The organism is Helicobacter pylori (assembly GCF_030062585.1).
GTDB classification, from domain to species: domain Bacteria; phylum Campylobacterota; class Campylobacteria; order Campylobacterales; family Helicobacteraceae; genus Helicobacter; species Helicobacter pylori_CN.
On the sequence record NZ_CP071935.1, the window covers coordinates 854,570 to 869,651 of the forward strand.

15 protein-coding genes and 1 pseudogene are annotated in these 15,082 nt (G+C 39.3%); 6 read left to right on the forward strand and 10 right to left on the reverse strand.

Annotation, left to right across the window (positions count from 1 at the left end):
- Positions 1–40 precede the first annotated feature (40 nt).
- Positions 41–1,354, forward strand: coding sequence for a Na+/H+ antiporter family protein (locus J5F42_RS04005; RefSeq protein WP_283491111.1), 1,314 nt, complete (start codon positions 41–43; stop codon positions 1,352–1,354).
- On the forward strand, positions 1,354–2,670 hold the full coding sequence (locus tag J5F42_RS04010) for an MATE family efflux transporter (protein WP_283491605.1): 1,317 nt from the start codon (positions 1,354–1,356) through the stop codon (positions 2,668–2,670). Before J5F42_RS04005 ends, J5F42_RS04010 begins: the two co-directional genes overlap by 1 nt.
- Here the strand turns inward: J5F42_RS04010 and rny are convergent, their stop codons facing one another.
- Together rny and J5F42_RS04020 are read right to left on the reverse strand one after the other, a co-directional pair.
- Entirely contained in the window at positions 2,671–4,182 is a 1,512-nt protein-coding gene (gene rny / locus J5F42_RS04015; RefSeq protein ID WP_242002639.1) for a ribonuclease Y, read from the reverse strand.
- Positions 4,160–4,834 (reverse strand): 5-formyltetrahydrofolate cyclo-ligase, encoded by a 675-nt coding sequence (locus J5F42_RS04020; protein ID WP_283491606.1) that lies wholly within the window; start codon positions 4,832–4,834, stop codon positions 4,160–4,162. The genes rny and J5F42_RS04020 overlap by 23 nt, the downstream gene beginning before the upstream one ends.
- Before the next feature lie 97 nt (positions 4,835–4,931).
- On the opposite strand from J5F42_RS04020, the gene J5F42_RS04025 reads away from it, so the two are divergent.
- Both J5F42_RS04025 and ftsY read left to right on the forward strand, forming a co-directional pair.
- Positions 4,932–5,489 carry a hypothetical protein gene (locus J5F42_RS04025; protein ID WP_097699795.1) on the forward strand — a complete coding sequence of 186 codons (558 nt, stop codon included), beginning with the start codon at positions 4,932–4,934 and terminating at the stop codon, positions 5,487–5,489.
- 6 nt (positions 5,490–5,495) lie between these two features.
- Positions 5,496–6,377: a signal recognition particle-docking protein FtsY gene (gene ftsY, locus J5F42_RS04030; RefSeq protein ID WP_097699796.1), complete on the forward strand. Its 882-nt coding sequence runs from the start codon at positions 5,496–5,498 to the stop codon at positions 6,375–6,377.
- 289 nt (positions 6,378–6,666) lie between these two features.
- Here the strand turns inward: ftsY and J5F42_RS04035 are convergent, their stop codons facing one another.
- The 6 genes and pseudogenes from J5F42_RS04035 to moaA form a co-directional block, all read right to left on the reverse strand.
- Positions 6,667–6,981: a YkgJ family cysteine cluster protein gene (locus J5F42_RS04035; protein WP_021172780.1), complete on the reverse strand. Its 315-nt coding sequence runs from the start codon at positions 6,979–6,981 to the stop codon at positions 6,667–6,669.
- A 68-nt stretch (positions 6,982–7,049) separates the two neighbouring features.
- Positions 7,050–8,066 carry a glycine zipper family protein gene (locus J5F42_RS04040; protein WP_283491112.1) on the reverse strand — a complete coding sequence of 339 codons (1,017 nt, stop codon included), beginning with the start codon at positions 8,064–8,066 and terminating at the stop codon, positions 7,050–7,052.
- 10 nt (positions 8,067–8,076) lie between these two features.
- Positions 8,077–8,379 (reverse strand): annotated as a pseudogene (locus J5F42_RS04045) (hypothetical protein).
- A 10-nt stretch (positions 8,380–8,389) separates the two neighbouring features.
- The gene (locus J5F42_RS04050) at positions 8,390–9,940 is read right to left on the reverse strand and encodes a hypothetical protein (RefSeq protein ID WP_283491113.1); all 1,551 of its coding nucleotides are present in this window, start codon (positions 9,938–9,940) and stop codon (positions 8,390–8,392) included.
- Entirely contained in the window at positions 9,937–10,083 is a 147-nt protein-coding gene (locus J5F42_RS04055) for a hypothetical protein (protein WP_198973106.1), read from the reverse strand. The genes J5F42_RS04050 and J5F42_RS04055 overlap by 4 nt, the downstream gene beginning before the upstream one ends.
- Positions 10,084–10,182: 99 nt before the next feature.
- Entirely contained in the window at positions 10,183–11,148 is a 966-nt protein-coding gene (gene moaA / locus J5F42_RS04060; RefSeq protein WP_097699799.1) for a GTP 3',8-cyclase MoaA, read from the reverse strand.
- Between the two features lie 86 nt (positions 11,149–11,234).
- On the opposite strand from moaA, the gene mobA reads away from it, so the two are divergent.
- Positions 11,235–11,840, forward strand: a complete 606-nt coding sequence (gene mobA, locus J5F42_RS04065; RefSeq protein ID WP_283491114.1) for a molybdenum cofactor guanylyltransferase MobA — start codon at positions 11,235–11,237, stop codon at positions 11,838–11,840.
- Positions 11,833–12,909, forward strand: coding sequence for a flagellar biosynthesis protein FlhB (gene flhB, locus J5F42_RS04070; protein WP_097699801.1), 1,077 nt, complete (start codon positions 11,833–11,835; stop codon positions 12,907–12,909). The genes mobA and flhB overlap by 8 nt, the downstream gene beginning before the upstream one ends.
- Before the next feature lie 94 nt (positions 12,910–13,003).
- Here flhB and J5F42_RS04075 read toward each other — a convergent pair whose 3' ends face one another.
- Together J5F42_RS04075 and J5F42_RS04080 are read right to left on the reverse strand one after the other, a co-directional pair.
- The gene (locus tag J5F42_RS04075) at positions 13,004–13,741 is read right to left on the reverse strand and encodes a hypothetical protein (protein WP_097699802.1); all 738 of its coding nucleotides are present in this window, start codon (positions 13,739–13,741) and stop codon (positions 13,004–13,006) included.
- An 18-nt stretch (positions 13,742–13,759) separates the two neighbouring features.
- Entirely contained in the window at positions 13,760–15,076 is a 1,317-nt protein-coding gene (locus tag J5F42_RS04080; protein WP_283491115.1) for an N-acetylmuramoyl-L-alanine amidase family protein, read from the reverse strand.
- Positions 15,077–15,082: the final 6 nt, after the last annotated feature.

The window sequence follows — 15,082 nt, forward strand, 5'->3', positions numbered from 1 at the left end:
TCATTTTTGCGCGGTATTTTCATTTTAACAAGGAGCAAAAGTGCTAGAAAATGGCTCTATATGGAGCAATCCTGCCTTTGTGGCTATCATTTGCATGTGCGTTCTTAGCCTTTTAAGGCTCAATGTCATGCTTTCTATGATTAGCGCGACTCTCATAGCAGGGCTTATGGGAGGGCTTGGATTGACAGAGAGTTTTAATGCGATGATAGACGGCATGAAAGGCAATTTAAACATCGCTTTAAGCTACATCCTTTTAGGGGCTTTGGCGGTAGCGATCGCTAAAAGCAACCTCATTAAAGTCGCTTTGAGTAAATTAATAGGCTTAATGGATTACAAGCGATCCACTTTTTGCTTTTTGATCGCTTTCATCGCATGTTTTTCGCAAAATTTAGTGCCGGTGCATATCGCTTTTATCCCTATTTTAATCCCCCCTCTTTTGCATTTGATGAACCGGCTAGAATTGGATAGAAGAGCGGTCGCTTGCGCTTTAACCTTTGGCTTGCAAGCCCCCTATTTGGTGCTTCCTGTAGGGTTTGGCTTGATTTTTCAAACCACCATTTTAGAGCAATTAAAAGCCAATGGCGTTAGCACCACCATAGCGCAAATCACAGGAGTGATGTGGATAGCGGGGTTAGCGATGGTTGTTGGGCTATTTTTAGCGGTATTAACGCTATACAAAAAACCCAGGCGCTACAAAGAAAAATCTTTTAATATAGAAGATTACGCCTCGCTTCAATTAAACTACCATGACTACTTGACTTTTATAGGGATTATCGTGGCATTTGTGATCCAATTAGCCACCGATTCTATGCCTTTAGCCGCCTTTTTAGCGTTAGCGATTATCTTACTAGGCCGTGGCATTAAGTTTAAAGAAACAGACTCGCTTATGGATGATAGCGTGAAAATGATGGCGTTTATCGCTTTTGTGATGTTAGTGGCTAGCGGGTTTGGAGAAGTGTTGCAAAAAGTGCATGCGATAGAGGGCTTAGTGAATGCGATCACAAGCGTAGTCCAAGGGAAGTTTTTAGGGGCTTTTTTAATGCTTGTTGTAGGGCTTTTTATCACTATGGGGATAGGGACTTCTTTTGGCACTATTCCTATCATCGCTGTGTTTTATGTCCCTTTATGCGCGAAATTAGGATTCAGCATAGAATCTACGATTTTACTCATCGGCATAGCCGCAGCTTTAGGCGATGCAGGCTCACCGGCTAGCGATAGTACCATGGGGCCCACTTGCGGGCTTAACGCAGACAACCAACACAATCATATTTATGACACATGCGTGCCGACTTTTTTAGTCTATAACCTCCCTTTGATTGTTTTTGGAGTGGTTGGAGCGTTACTATTAGGCTAATCTATCAAGTTAAGAAAATCTTTTCTTTAGCCTTACCCTCTGGGGTTAATGCTTTTTTAGATGTGCTGGTGGTCGCGCTCTCGGTTTTTTTTGTGGGCAAGATTTCGCACCATCACATCGTGGTTTTAGGGGTGGGCTTGCAATTTTTGATGCTTTTTTATGGCATCAACACGATTTTATACACTGGCACTAACGCCATTCTTTCTAGGCTTGTGGGGGCTAGGGATTTTACTCAAATCAATCACGCTTTTTCCAGTATTTTTATAGGGGCGTTTGTGATTTGTTTGGGCGTGCTGTTTGTTTCTTATTTTTTGATTGAGCCTTTTTTAAATTGGATGCAATTACAAAATCCTTCGCGCCAATTGACGCAAGATTATTTAGAAGTCTTAGTTATTGCGCTACCGAGTATTTTTTTAAAAAATGTTTTAGTTTCAGCGCTCGCTAGCTTTTCAGACACCCTAACCCCCTTTATTGTCAAAATCATCATGGTCATCGCATGCATTTTTTTGAATCAAGCCTTGATTTTTGGGGATTTTGGTTTTAAAGAAATGGGGATTGTAGGCTCTGCTTTAGCGAATGTGGTTGTCTCTTATTTGGAATTACTCGCGCTTAGCGTTTGGATACAAATCAAAAAAATCCCTTTAAAATTCAAAATAACCTTTCATTTTTCTTTTTTAAAAACCATGTTTAGAGTGGGTTGGCCGGCCGGGTTTGAGCGTTTATTGAGCTTGTTTTCTTTAATCCTCTTATCCAAATTTGTAGCGAGCTATGGGGATAAGGTGTTAGCGGGCATGCAAATAGGCATTAGGGTTGAAACCTTTTCGTTCATGCCCGGATTTGGGTTTATGATCGCAGCGATGGTTTTAACAGGGCAAAATTTAGGAGCGAACAAGCCAAAGATCGCCACAGAATACGCGCATTTGATTTTAAAAATCTCGATGGGTTTAATGGGGGTTTTAGGGATTGTTTTAGTCTTATTCGCTAAAGAATTTGCGAGCCTTTTTTCTCAAGATGAAGAAGTTTTGGAAGTGGCGCGATCTTATTTGATCGCTGTGGGCCTCTCTCAAGCCCCCTTAATCGGGTATTTTGTGCTAGATGGAGTTTTTAGGGGGGCTGGCATTTCTAAAGTCTCACTATACATTAACACCTTAAGTTTATGGGGGTTAAGGATCATGCCCATTTACTTGCTTTTAATTCATCATTTTAAGGTGGAATTTATTTTTGTAGTGATCGCATCAGAAACTTTTTTGCGCTCATTCATCTATTATAAAGTTTTTTCTAAAGGCATATGGAAAAGGTGCGGGAAAAAGGCTTGATTATTGCTTGAGCGTAGCGGTCGTTTTGAAACGGCTTTCTCGCACCACTTGCACGCCCACTTCGCCCACATACTGAGCACTCTCTTCTATCTTTTTAGCGATCTTTCTGGCAATAATAGGCACTTGATTGTCCCTGACTTGGTTGGATTTGACAATCACTCTTAATTCTCGCCCGCTCTCCATCGCATACGCTTTTTCCACCCCATCAAATTCTAGCGCGATCTCTTCTAAAGCTTGCATGCGTTTAGCGTATTCTTCATCGCTCTTTCTTCTAGCCCCAGGACGCCCAGCAGAAAGCGCATCAGCCGCGCACACGCTCGCGCACTCCACGCTCAAAATCTCTTCATGCCCATGGTGGGCATAAATCGCATTGATCACAACCGGATCTTCTTTATGGCGCTTGCACACCTCAACCCCTAAATTCACATGGTCTCTCCCAAGCTCTTGAGTGAGCGCTTTACCAATATCATGCAAAATACCGGCTCTTCTGGCGAGTTTTTTATCCCCCCCAAGCTGTTCTGCAATCAAGCCGGCTAAAAGAGCGACTTCTTTAGAATGCTGTAAAGCGTTTTGCCCAAAACTGGAGCGGTAACGCATTTTGCCTATTAAAATTTTAAGCTCATCTTCCATAACCCCAAGCTCCAATTCTAACACCACGCTCTCCCCTTCAGAAAGCAATTCTTTTTCCATGTTGCGCGCGACTCTGTGATAAACCTCTTCAATCCTGTTAGGCTGGATACGGCCGTCTTCTATTAAAATCTTAAGCGTCTCGCTCGCCACTTCACGCCGATAAAGATTGAAACTAGACAAACACAATTCGCTGCTGTCTTCGCTAAATTCTATATCCACCCCGCTGACCTTTTTAAACGCTTCAATGTTTTTCCCGTCTTTGCCTATCACACGACCGATATAATCTGAGCAAGGCAAAGCGATACGGCTTGTTAAATTCTCTGTCGCATAATCGCCCGCAAAACGGGCTGTCGCTTCCGCTAAAATCGCATACGATTTTTTCTTGCCCTCTTCTTTGGCTTCTTTTTCATAACGCCTGATTAACGCGCTTTTTTGGGCTTCTAATTCTTCTTCTAATTGCTCTAAAATCATGCTTTTAATTTCATCTTTAGTGTAAGCCATGTAATTGAGCATCGCGTCTAGCGCTTTGGCTTGAGCTTCTTTACAAACAGCGCGCTGTTTTTTGAAATTTTCTTTTTCGTGTTCTAAAATTTGGCGTTCTTTTTTAAGCTCTTTTTTTTCCTTTTCTAAATAGCGTTTTTCATCTCTTACAAATTCTTTGTGTTGCGCTTCTAAATGCTTCAAATGCGCTTCTTTTTTTTCAAAATGGGTTTTGAGTTGTAAGTTTTTGTTTTCATATTGCTGTTGCAATTTGCATTCTTGGCTTTTCATGCGCATCTCTTCAGCTTCCACGAAAGATTTCGCTTGAAATTCCATTAATTTGGCTTTGGCTGAAGCGCCTTTTAAAACGGCTTGCCCTCTAGCATAATAGATTTTTTTCATCACATAATACATGATTAGAGCGGTAATCAAACACGCTACCAAAACTTCTAATGAAATGTAAATTAACCCTCTGCTCATAATGTTTCCTTCTATTATTCTTCATAACGATACGAGCATTCATGTAAAGATCCGCTTCAATGTCATAGGCGTCTGTAAGAACACCATTAGCTATCGCTAACTCCCTACTCACAAACACGATTAAGGGGCGTTTTAGTCGCCTTTTGAATAATTGGGGCAAACTCCTATCATACATGCCTAGTCCAAAACCCACGCGCCTAAAGCTTGTATCCATTCCTAAAATCGGCACGACAATACAATCTAATTCTTGCTTATAACAGCGCGACAAACTCGGCTCATCAAACCACCCCAAACGCCTTAAGGGCAACCTAAAGGGCACGATAGTAAAACCCTCTTTAGAAAAATGAGCACCTTTTTTGATGCTTTTAGGCAACCACACACGCTTATTTTTTTGTCTTAACTTCAAAATCAAAGGCCTAATGTCAAGCTCATGCCCTAACGGGCTATACAATAAAATATTTTGATAATCTTTGAGTTTCCAAAATAAAAGCTTGCAAGCCAATTTATCCCTGACTGCTTTATCTTTGGTGGGTTTAGCCCTTTTCAAGCGTTCTTTACAAAAATCTCTAAAAATCGTTTTAATGGTTATAATCCTTAAATTTTAGACTTACATTATAGTATAATTTTAGGTTATTAGTTACCATTTTATTATTCTTAAGGATGTGTTTATAATGAGAATTAAGGCTTATTTTTTGCGTTTTATCGCGCTGGTTTTGATCGTTTTGTTGGGTTTTAGCGCTTGTAAAAATTCTCAAAAATCTCAAGATTCTCAAAACAATACCACCCAACAAGATAGCCCTAAAACCTACACCGCTATGGATTTGAATAACCAAGAATACACCATCACAGGCGATTTAGATTCCCTCAATATCAGCCCGGATTCTAACACCCCTACCCTATTAGTTTTAAGCGCTTTAGATAATTCTTTAAAAGATTACGCCCCCAGCTTTAACATCTTAAAAAAAACTTTTAAAGATCGTTTGAGGGTGCTTATTTTACTCAATCAACCCTATTCAAGCGATGCAATCAAAGACTTTAGCGCGCGTTCTCAAGCTGATTTGATGATTTTAAACCCTAAAGATACCGCTCTTTTTGATCATTTAAACCATAACACTTTAAACCATTCCTTTAACATGCTCTTATACCACAAACACCAATTGATTAAAATATATCAAGGGATCGTGCCAATAGAAATGCTCCAATTTGATATTTCCAATTTAAAGGATTAAAAAATCATGTTTAATTTTTTCAAAAAAATTGTCAATAAAATTAAGGGCGAAGAGGCTAAAGAAAAAAAGCGTGAAAATATTCCTAAAGAGGAATTAGAAGAAATTTTGATTGGCTTTGACATCCAATACGACTTGATAGAGAGCTTGTTACAGCATTTAGGCGATTTAGTTACGCCCAAGCAACTAGAAGTCGCTTTGTTGCGTTTTGTGCGTGGGGAAAGCTATTATGATAAAACCCGCCTAAAGACCATCACCACAAAACCCTTAGTGCATTTGATCGTGGGGGTTAATGGGGCGGGTAAAACCACAACGATCGCTAAATTAGCCAAGCTTTCTTTAAAACAGCATAAAAAAGCGCTTCTTGGGGCAGGCGATACCTTTAGAGCGGCCGCAGTCAAACAGCTCCAATTGTGGGGCGAAAAGCTTAACATTCAAGTCATTAGCGCTAAAGAAGGGAGCGATCCAAGCTCTTTAGCTTACAACACCATAGAAAGCGCAATCGCTAAAAATATAGATGAAGTTTTTATAGACACCGCCGGGAGGCTACACAACCAGACCAACCTTAAAAACGAGCTTTCTAAAATCGCGCGCACCTGCTCTAAAGTTTTAAAAGACGCCCCCTTTTATAAATTCCTTATTTTAGACGGCACGCAAGGGAGTTCTGGTCTCACTCAAGCGAAAATTTTCCATGAGACTTTGGCGTTAGATGGCGTGATTATGACTAAGCTTGATGGCACTTCTAAAGGCGGAGCGATTTTAAGCGTGCTGTATGAGTTGAAATTACCCATTCTTTATTTAGGAATGGGCGAAAAAGAAGACGATTTGATCGCTTTTGATGAAGAACGCTTTATAGCAGACTTGGTTGATGCGGTGTTTGTGGAACAATAAACTAAAAACCCCTAACCCCACTAACTCCAAAAGACCGCTTTTTTAAAATCTACCGCTTATTTTTTTCAAGCTCTTTTATTAGATTATAAAAAACGCTTTTTAGCATTTTCATAAGGGGTAATTCGCTTAATTTTTGGCTCAAAATTGGGGGGGTAAAATGGTTAATTTAGCTTTATTCTCTCATTTTTAACTAATTTTAAAATATAACCCAACTCATTCTTTTTGACTGTAATCAGACATTTTTGCGAGCCATAGCGATCAATTATTAGCTAAACTTCTAAAAACTATGTTATTTCGCAAGAATAACCCTAAAACTTATATCCATGTGGTTTGCTTCTTGTAAGGCGTTACAAATCTCTGCATTTTTGGCATAAAATTCCTTCAGCGGGATATAAGAATAAAGCTTTTTGTGCACTTCATCAACCCTGCAAATTAACGGGCGCGATTCATAAATCTTGCACAGATTCGTTTCTAAATCCAAAAATTTGCACACCCCATTGCTAGCGTCAAACCCAACAAGCTCAATAATCCCGGTGATATTTTTACAGCAAAGCCCACAAGAGGTGCAAGGGAAACGATCAGGCTTTTCTTGTGATCCTTTCATCTTTTTATATTCTCACCTTTAAAGCCCTTCATCTTTCAAGCCCCCAAGCGATCCCTTTTCACAGGTTTTCAAGACCTTTTTGATTGGAGGGCATTTATCTGATTTTGCATGAGATTGAGGGCTTTTTGTGCTTTTTCGTTAAGCTTTTGGTGTTCGTCCATGATAGAAACTTTCAAAAAAGCGCTTAAAGTCATAAGGGTTGAAACGGTAACGCTGAGTTGATCTTTTTCTTTTTGATTGTAATGAGAGGTATCGTAGTGATGCTTTTTCATCGTGGCGATGGCATCTTGAGCAAGCGAGAAAAACAGTGCATCAAGTTTTGTGATCTGCTTAGTAAAAAGATCTGCCATTTTCCTAACGGCTTGAAGATTATCAATTATCGCATCGGCTTTTTTGACAGCTGCTTCAACTTGAGAGAGATAAGCCTTGGCATCGTCTCGCTTTTTTTCCATTTCATCAGCACTCAAAGCTCCTAAAATAGCGAGTGCAGGCCCAGCAACAAGCCCTCCAAGTACTGCCATACCCCCAACCATACCAAAGCCACCCACAGAGAGTGCTCCACCACCAAGCCAAGCAAGGGTAGCGTTTGTCGCTGCAACACCACTAAGTTCAGCGATCGCTACACCACCAGCCGTGCTAGCAAGCATGCCCACCCCAGCGTATGCGCCATAAGCCGCAAGCACTCCTCCTATAGCACTCCCAGCAACCGCACCGGAAACATCAAAAAAATCCACCTCACGATATTGATTGGTGATTTTTCGCGCGTCTGAAACTTGACCTTGAATGTCTTGCATGTTGATACCTTCAATAATAATCCTACTGCGATTCAATTGGTGGAAATGATCCAAAAAGTTTGAAACCGTATGGCTTAAAACATGGAGTTTTTTATCGCCAAATCTCATAAAAGCACGCCTGCAGTCAGACTCCGCAGACTCAACCTTTTTAGTTGATTCCTCTTTTAAACTCTCTGCCTTTTTGATAAATTCATCAGCTTCACAATCGGCATCGAGCGCATCAATCCCTTTTTTGACTCCGTATCCTGCTGCCGCTAGGGCTAGCCCTCCTAAAATAAATGGTAATGGCATGTTTTTCTCCTTAAATGTTATTTTTGATATTTTTCAAAGCTTCTAGATTTTCATCAATGCTTTTTTGAAGATCAGCGCGCATGGCTTTCTTCTGTTCTCTTGGCAAATCGCTTGCATCAAGCCGATCTTTATGACGATAAACTAAATGAAGCGCTTGACCAATGTCAATAATCTATTCAATAACGCTATCTTCAATCCCATGCGTTCTAGCGGCTTGCGCGAATTTCTCACGATCTCTTTGATTGAAAGAACCACCCTTTTCTAACGGCTCTATCACATTGGTTACAATCGCATATCTATCATTTTTTTCCATGTTTTCTCCTTTACATTCTTATGTTTTTATTGCTAGTAATGAGTTCCCAAAGTTCTTGCTTATTATTGGACAACGCCTTTTGACCCAACCATTCTCGGGATTTGTTATTGACTGCTATGGCCAAATCCGCATCGCCTGCATAAAGCGCCCTCTCCAGCTCGTCAGAACTCTGATTGAAAAACTTGGTAGTTTCATGAAAATATTGCTCAAACACCTCCTTAAATTGATTTTGATAAATCTCTAACAGCTTGATGAATTCACGGCATTCTTTTTCAATTTCAATACGCCTTTGGCACGCCAATTTAGCCTCTTCACGAGCCTTGAGAAAAGCGTTAAAACAAGTTTCACTCAGAATCGCACCCACAAAGCCTCCAACCAACATCCCAACCACAGGAATGGGGATGAGCGCTTGCCCAGCAACTGCCATAGCCCCACTACTTATAAGAGTGGTGTTGGCTTTCCCAAGCTGTTTAAGAAGCTCTGTTTTATCAATCTTTCCAGAAAAATAGCGACCTAATATCGTGGCGTTTGCCACACAAGCACCCACAATCATTGCAGGCACTGAACCCTTGCCAAGGCTTTGGATGATTTTATTGGCGCTACTTTGCATCAAACCTCCCAAAAAAGATGAGCTTGCCGTGCTGCAATAACTAAGCACTCCACCCTTTAGGGTAGCAATGGCGGTGTGCTTGATCGCCTTCATAGGATCCTTGCCATTTGCGATACATTCATAAACATTCGTTACGAGTGAGACCACACCACCTATCAACGCACCGGTTTGTGCGGCGTTCATTCCTGCTTGATGCGAAACTCTGGTAACATCTTTGGCAGTGGAGAGATTTGGGTTCAATCTGGCTTCAATCGCCTCTCTTTTAGTGGCGCTCGCAGGCCTTGTATGGGCTTTGATTGTTTTGCATTTTTGGAGTTCTTTCTCTAAAATAGTGGCTTTTTGAAAATCGCCAAGCCCCTTTTGTTTAGCGATTTGAGACTCTAGGCTCTTGATCCTAGTATTGACCGCTCTTTGAAAATCCCCATAATGATTCCTAGCGATTTTCATCTTCGCACCGTTTTCAAAGTATTTTTCATAGTCTTTAGATAAGAGTTTTTTAAAACACTCTTCACCATTTCTGCCCACAAATTTACTTTGCATAGCCGTGCCAGGAATGACATTCCCCTTTTCATCCACACTGATATAATCCACGAGTTCGTGGTTCTTTTTGGGCGTGGCATAGTTTGGGAAAAGCTTTTGAACCTGAGCCTTTTGCTCGCTAGAAAGATTGTCATACTGCACTATCCTTTCTCTTTTTCCTGCAAGGATATTATGTGCATTAACATGGGCTTGCTCTTTGATTTCCGCAGAATACCCCGCCTGTTGGTTGATATTTTGATTAGTATAGTTAGGGTTTACCTTCCGTTTTGAGATCTCTTCTAATCTATCCCAGGCAGAAAAATGCTCTCTATTGGCACTAGCATGAAGTGCACTCTCTTCAGCAGTTGAACCCATGATGGTTGCGTCTGTAATGTTGCTGTATTGTTGTTTTTTTTCTCGATCTTTTTTCATGACCTAACTCCAAAAACGAGAGTTTTAAAAAAAGCGAGAAATTTAGGGGATTCTAAAAGGTTTAGGGTAGGCTTATAAGTAACCCCCTCAGAAAAGCTAGAAATAAAAAAGCTAGGGATAAAAAACGCTAGGACTTTTTCCATAAAGACCTCCTTATTGTTTGATCCTAGCCACTATAACCAAAAATCCTAAGCAAACCGCCTTATTTTTAATAAAAAGGTTTAAAATAATAAATATTTTCCCTACCCCCCTGTATAGTAAAACGCCCTTGTGGGAGTTTCGCTGTTTTTATCATTCCACATGTTTTTTTCTGGTTTATTGATGACAGATTGCTTTAAAAGCCTTTTCATCATTTTTGTATCTTTATTTATGATCGCTTCTTTAGCGTCTATGGCGTCTTGATAGTATAAACATGGGCAAATCTTGCCATCAGAAGCCAAACGGATACGATTGCAAGATTGGCAAAAATCATCGCTATGCGGAGCGATAATGCCAAATTGATAGCCATTTTCTAGCGTGTAGATTTTAGAAGACCCTTGTTTAGGTTTTTCTGTCTCCATTATTTTGTATTTTTGAGCGATCAGATCTAAAATTTCTTCCTCTTTCAAGCCTTTAACCAAACTTTTAGCATGCGTATTTTCCATAAATTCAATGTAGCGGATTTGTATGCTTCTGTTTTTCGCGTATTCTAAAAGCTCTAAGATTTCATCATCATTAACGCCTTTCATCACAACCGTGTTTAATTTGAGTTTTAAACCCGCTTTTAAGGACTCTTCAATCCCTTCTAGCGCATTTTTAAGGGCGTCTTTTTGAGAGATTTTTAAGACCCTATCGCTTTTTAAAGAATCTAATGAAACATTCACCCGTGATAACCCGGCATTTTTTAAATCCTTAGCCATTTTTTTGAGTAAAAAACCATTAGTGCTTAAAACTAACGCCACTTCCTTATTGTAAGCGTGCAATTTAGCGATAAACTCGTCTAAACCCTTGCGTAATAGCGGCTCCCCACCCGTGATTCTAATTTTTTTAACGCCCTCATCAATGGCGATTTTAAGAAATTCTAAAACATTATCCAAAGGCAATAATTCTTCATCATCAAAAAAATCTAATGGCGTAGCAGGCATGCAATACTGACACCTGAAATTACATTGCTTGGTTACAGACACCCTAATATAGTCAATAACCCTATTAAAACTATCTACTAACACTCCCTTTTCCCTTATGCCCTTTATTTAAGCTTTTAGTGTAACATAATAAAATAATGACTTAACAACATTAAACATGGATAGATTTTTTGAAAAACCCTATCATTGATAACATTCCTTGCGTTTTATTAGCTGGGGGCAAAAGCTCTCGTTTTACCATCAATAACATTCAAATCAATAAGGCTCTTGTGCCTTTTGAGTCGTATTCTAGCCTTTTAGAATACCAATACTCGCGCCTTTTAAAACTTTTCAAACAAGTCATTATCAGCGCTAAAAAATCATATGAACTAAACGCTCCCTATCTTTTAGAAAAAGAGAGCGATCTTTTTTCACCCCTTTTTGGCATTTATAACGCTTTTTTAACATTGCAAACCCCTTATATTTTTTTTATCGCCATAGATGCGCCTTTAGTGTCCTTTGAGAGCATTAAAACTCTTTGTGGGATTCAAAACTTTAGCGTAGTCTATGCTAAAAGCCCCACAAAAGAACATTATTTGATTTCTTTGTGGCATCAAAGTATCCTTAACGCCCTTAATTACGCCCTTAAAACACAAAATTATCGCTTGAGCAATCTTATCAAAAACGCCTCTTCAACCGCTATCCATTTTGACAAAGAAGAAGAATTTTTAAATCTCAACACCCTAAAAGACTATGAATTAGCCGTTCAAATTTTAAAAGAGGGATCAAATGGCTGAAGAAGAAAAAACCGAACTCCCTAGCGCGAAAAAAATCCAAAAAGCCAGAGAAGAAGGCAATGTGCCTAAGAGCATGGAAGTGGTGGGGGTTTTGGGGTTATTAGCTGGGCTAATGAGTATTTTTATTTTTTTTATATGGTGGGTGGATGGCTTTAGCGAAATGTATCGCCATGTATTGAAAGATTTTTCCCTAGATTTTAGTAAAGAAAGCGTTCAAGAGCTGTTTAACCAACTGGCTAAAGACACTTTTTTATTGCTTTTACCCCTTTTAATCATTCTAATGGTGGTGGCGTTTTTATCCAATGTCTTGCAATTTGGCTGGCTCTTTGCCCCTAAAGTCATTGAGCCTAAATTTTCTAAAATCAACCCTATCAATGGCGTCAAAAACCTTTTTTCTTTAAAAAAGCTCCTTGATGGGAGTTTGATCACTTTGAAAGTTTTTTTAGCTTTTTTTCTGGGGTTTTTCATCTTTTCCTTATTTTTAGGGGAATTAAACCATGCGGCTCTTTTGAATTTGCAAGGCCAGTTGTTGTGGTTTAAAAGCAAGGCGTTATTACTCATTTCTTCGCTTTTATTTTTATTTTTTGTCTTGGCTTTTATAGATTTAGCAATCAAACGCCGCCAATACACTAACTCTTTAAAAATGACTAAACAAGAAGTTAAGGACGAATACAAACAGCAAGAAGGGAACCCAGAAATCAAAGCCAAAATCCGCCAGATGATGGTAAAAAACGCCACGAATAAAATGATGCAAGAAATCCCTAAAGCTAATGTTGTGGTTACTAACCCCACCCATTATGCCGTCGCTCTTCAATTTGATGAAGAACACCCTGTGCCTGTGGTAGTGGCTAAAGGCACGGACTATTTAGCCATTAGGATTAAGGGTATCGCTAGAGAGCATGACATAGAAATTATAGAAAATAAAACGCTCGCTAGAGAGCTTTATAGGGATGTGAAATTAAACGCTACCATACCAGAAGAATTGTTTGAAGCGGTAGCGATTGTCTTCGCTCAAGTGGCTAAATTAGAACAAGAACGCCAAAAACAAAAGATCATCAAACCTCTTTAAGATTTTTGTAAACCCGCTTTTAAGCCCTAAAAAGACACTCAATCAAGGACACTCAAAAAACTTTAGCTATCCCTATTGAATGAGAACTAAGCCTTTAAATCTTATGCTCCAAACGCCTTAAAGTGTTATGGATGTATTCTAAAAGCCACCCCAACAAGCCTAAAAAGTAAAAACCCAACCGCATGCCATAATATTCTTTAGTTTGAATGAACATGCTAGAGCATAGCACCACCACGCTAAGCCCCACGATCAAAATAAGCGTGTTAGCATATTCATACAACCCAAAAAGGCGTTTGCAATAGATTAAAACCAGTATCAATAAAATAAGAGCGAGTATAAAAAGGGAAAAATCCACGCAATCAGACACGCTTAAAAATCTAAAGCTCTGCAAAGAAGAAGCAAAAACCCACACGATGCAAATATTCATAGAAGGCAAGAAAGATTGCTTCATGCTAGCCCCTAAAAAACGCCACAATAAAGTCGCTAACAGCGCAAAATAGAAAAGATAAAGCACGATTAAAGAATGTTTAACAGGAAAATTCCAAGCGTAGAAAGAAAGGCATAAGATCCCTACGCAAGCGCATTTTTGGCGCGTGAGGGTGAAAGGCTTTAGAATAAGCACAAGCAGATAAATTAAAGAAACGCCTATTAACCCCAAGTAATCTAATTTGACAATGAAATCATAAACATGGTTTTCAAACAAAAAAAACAATTGCGAAAAATCATCGCTGAAATGCGAAAACAATAAAGTTTCCACATTGAACAAAAACAACAAAAAAAACAATGAAGAAAAAACGACTTTATGCGTGTATATTTTTTGATAAAAATTCATCTACAACCTAATCATTGCCTAATCATTCTTGCTGAAGAAACTATCAATGCCATCAGCAATGCCCTTAGCCAAGATCTTTTGATACGGTTTGCTTTGGATGCGTTTAGATTCTATCGCATGGGAATTATAACCAATTTCTATTAAAATTGAAGGCATTAAAGCCCCGGCTAACACCCAAAAAGGCCCCTCCCTAACACCCCCATCCACCACATCAGGGTAATTTTTGCGGACACTTTGGAGCATGCCGTATTGCACATCAATCGCCAGTTTGTTAGAAACAATCAGTCGCTGCGTGTTCAATGAATTTAAAAGCAAACTTTTAGAAAAATAATCCATTAAATTCACATCGTCTTTATTTTCTTGCTCAGCCACTTTCCTAGCCCTTTCACTCCTTGCGGTGGATAAAAAATAAGTCTCTATACCATGAGCGTTAGAGGTGGAATGCTTGGGGATGGAATTGGCATGCACTGAGATGAATAAATCTGCGCTTTTTTTATTGGCTAATTCCGTGCGAGCCACTAAATCAATATAAATATCCTTATCCCTTGTCAATAAAACGCTATAGCCTCTTTTTTTAAGCTCTTTGTGTAAAAACTTCACCACTTCTAAAACAATGTCTTTTTCACACACCAAATTCGCGCTCATCGCCCCGCAATCTTTCCCCCCATGCCCAGCGTCCAAAACGATCTTTTTGTGTTTTTTACGCTTGGTTTTGATGAAAGTATCATTTTTTTCTGCTATAAAGACTTGGTTCTTGCTCTCATTTTTTGCTTCTTTTTTAGGAATTTCTTTTTTAGTGCTCCTTTCGTTCAATGGAGAGTGCACATGCTTTGAGTGTGCATGCTTAGTTGGCGTTTTTTCTTTGGTCTCTTTAGACTTTTTAGCCTCTTTTTTAATGGACTTAGGGGCGGGTTTTAGCGTTGTGTGTTTGAGTGCATGGTGTTTGGGTGGTTTTAGCGCCATTTTGTGCCTAACTAAGGGTTTTTTCTCCACGATAGAAATATAGAGCTTGTCTTTAAGGATTTTAATCTCATAAGTCATCTTAGGAGCATAGCCGATAACCACTCGTGCTAACTTAGGGCTGAATTGCGCGATCGTGATGAAAGATTGCTTGGAGAATTGGTAATGCTTTTTAGGAATGGTTAAAACGGCTTCTAATTCCAAATAACTCTTGAAATTTTTGAGCGGAACTTCTTTGAATTTTTTAACTTCTTGATTGAACAGAATCTTAACACTGCTAGAGCCAAAAGGCACAATGTTGGTGATTTTAAGGGTTGTAGCACAAGCAAAATGCAACCACAAAAGACATGCAACAACCCCTAACCTCACAAGCACTACAAA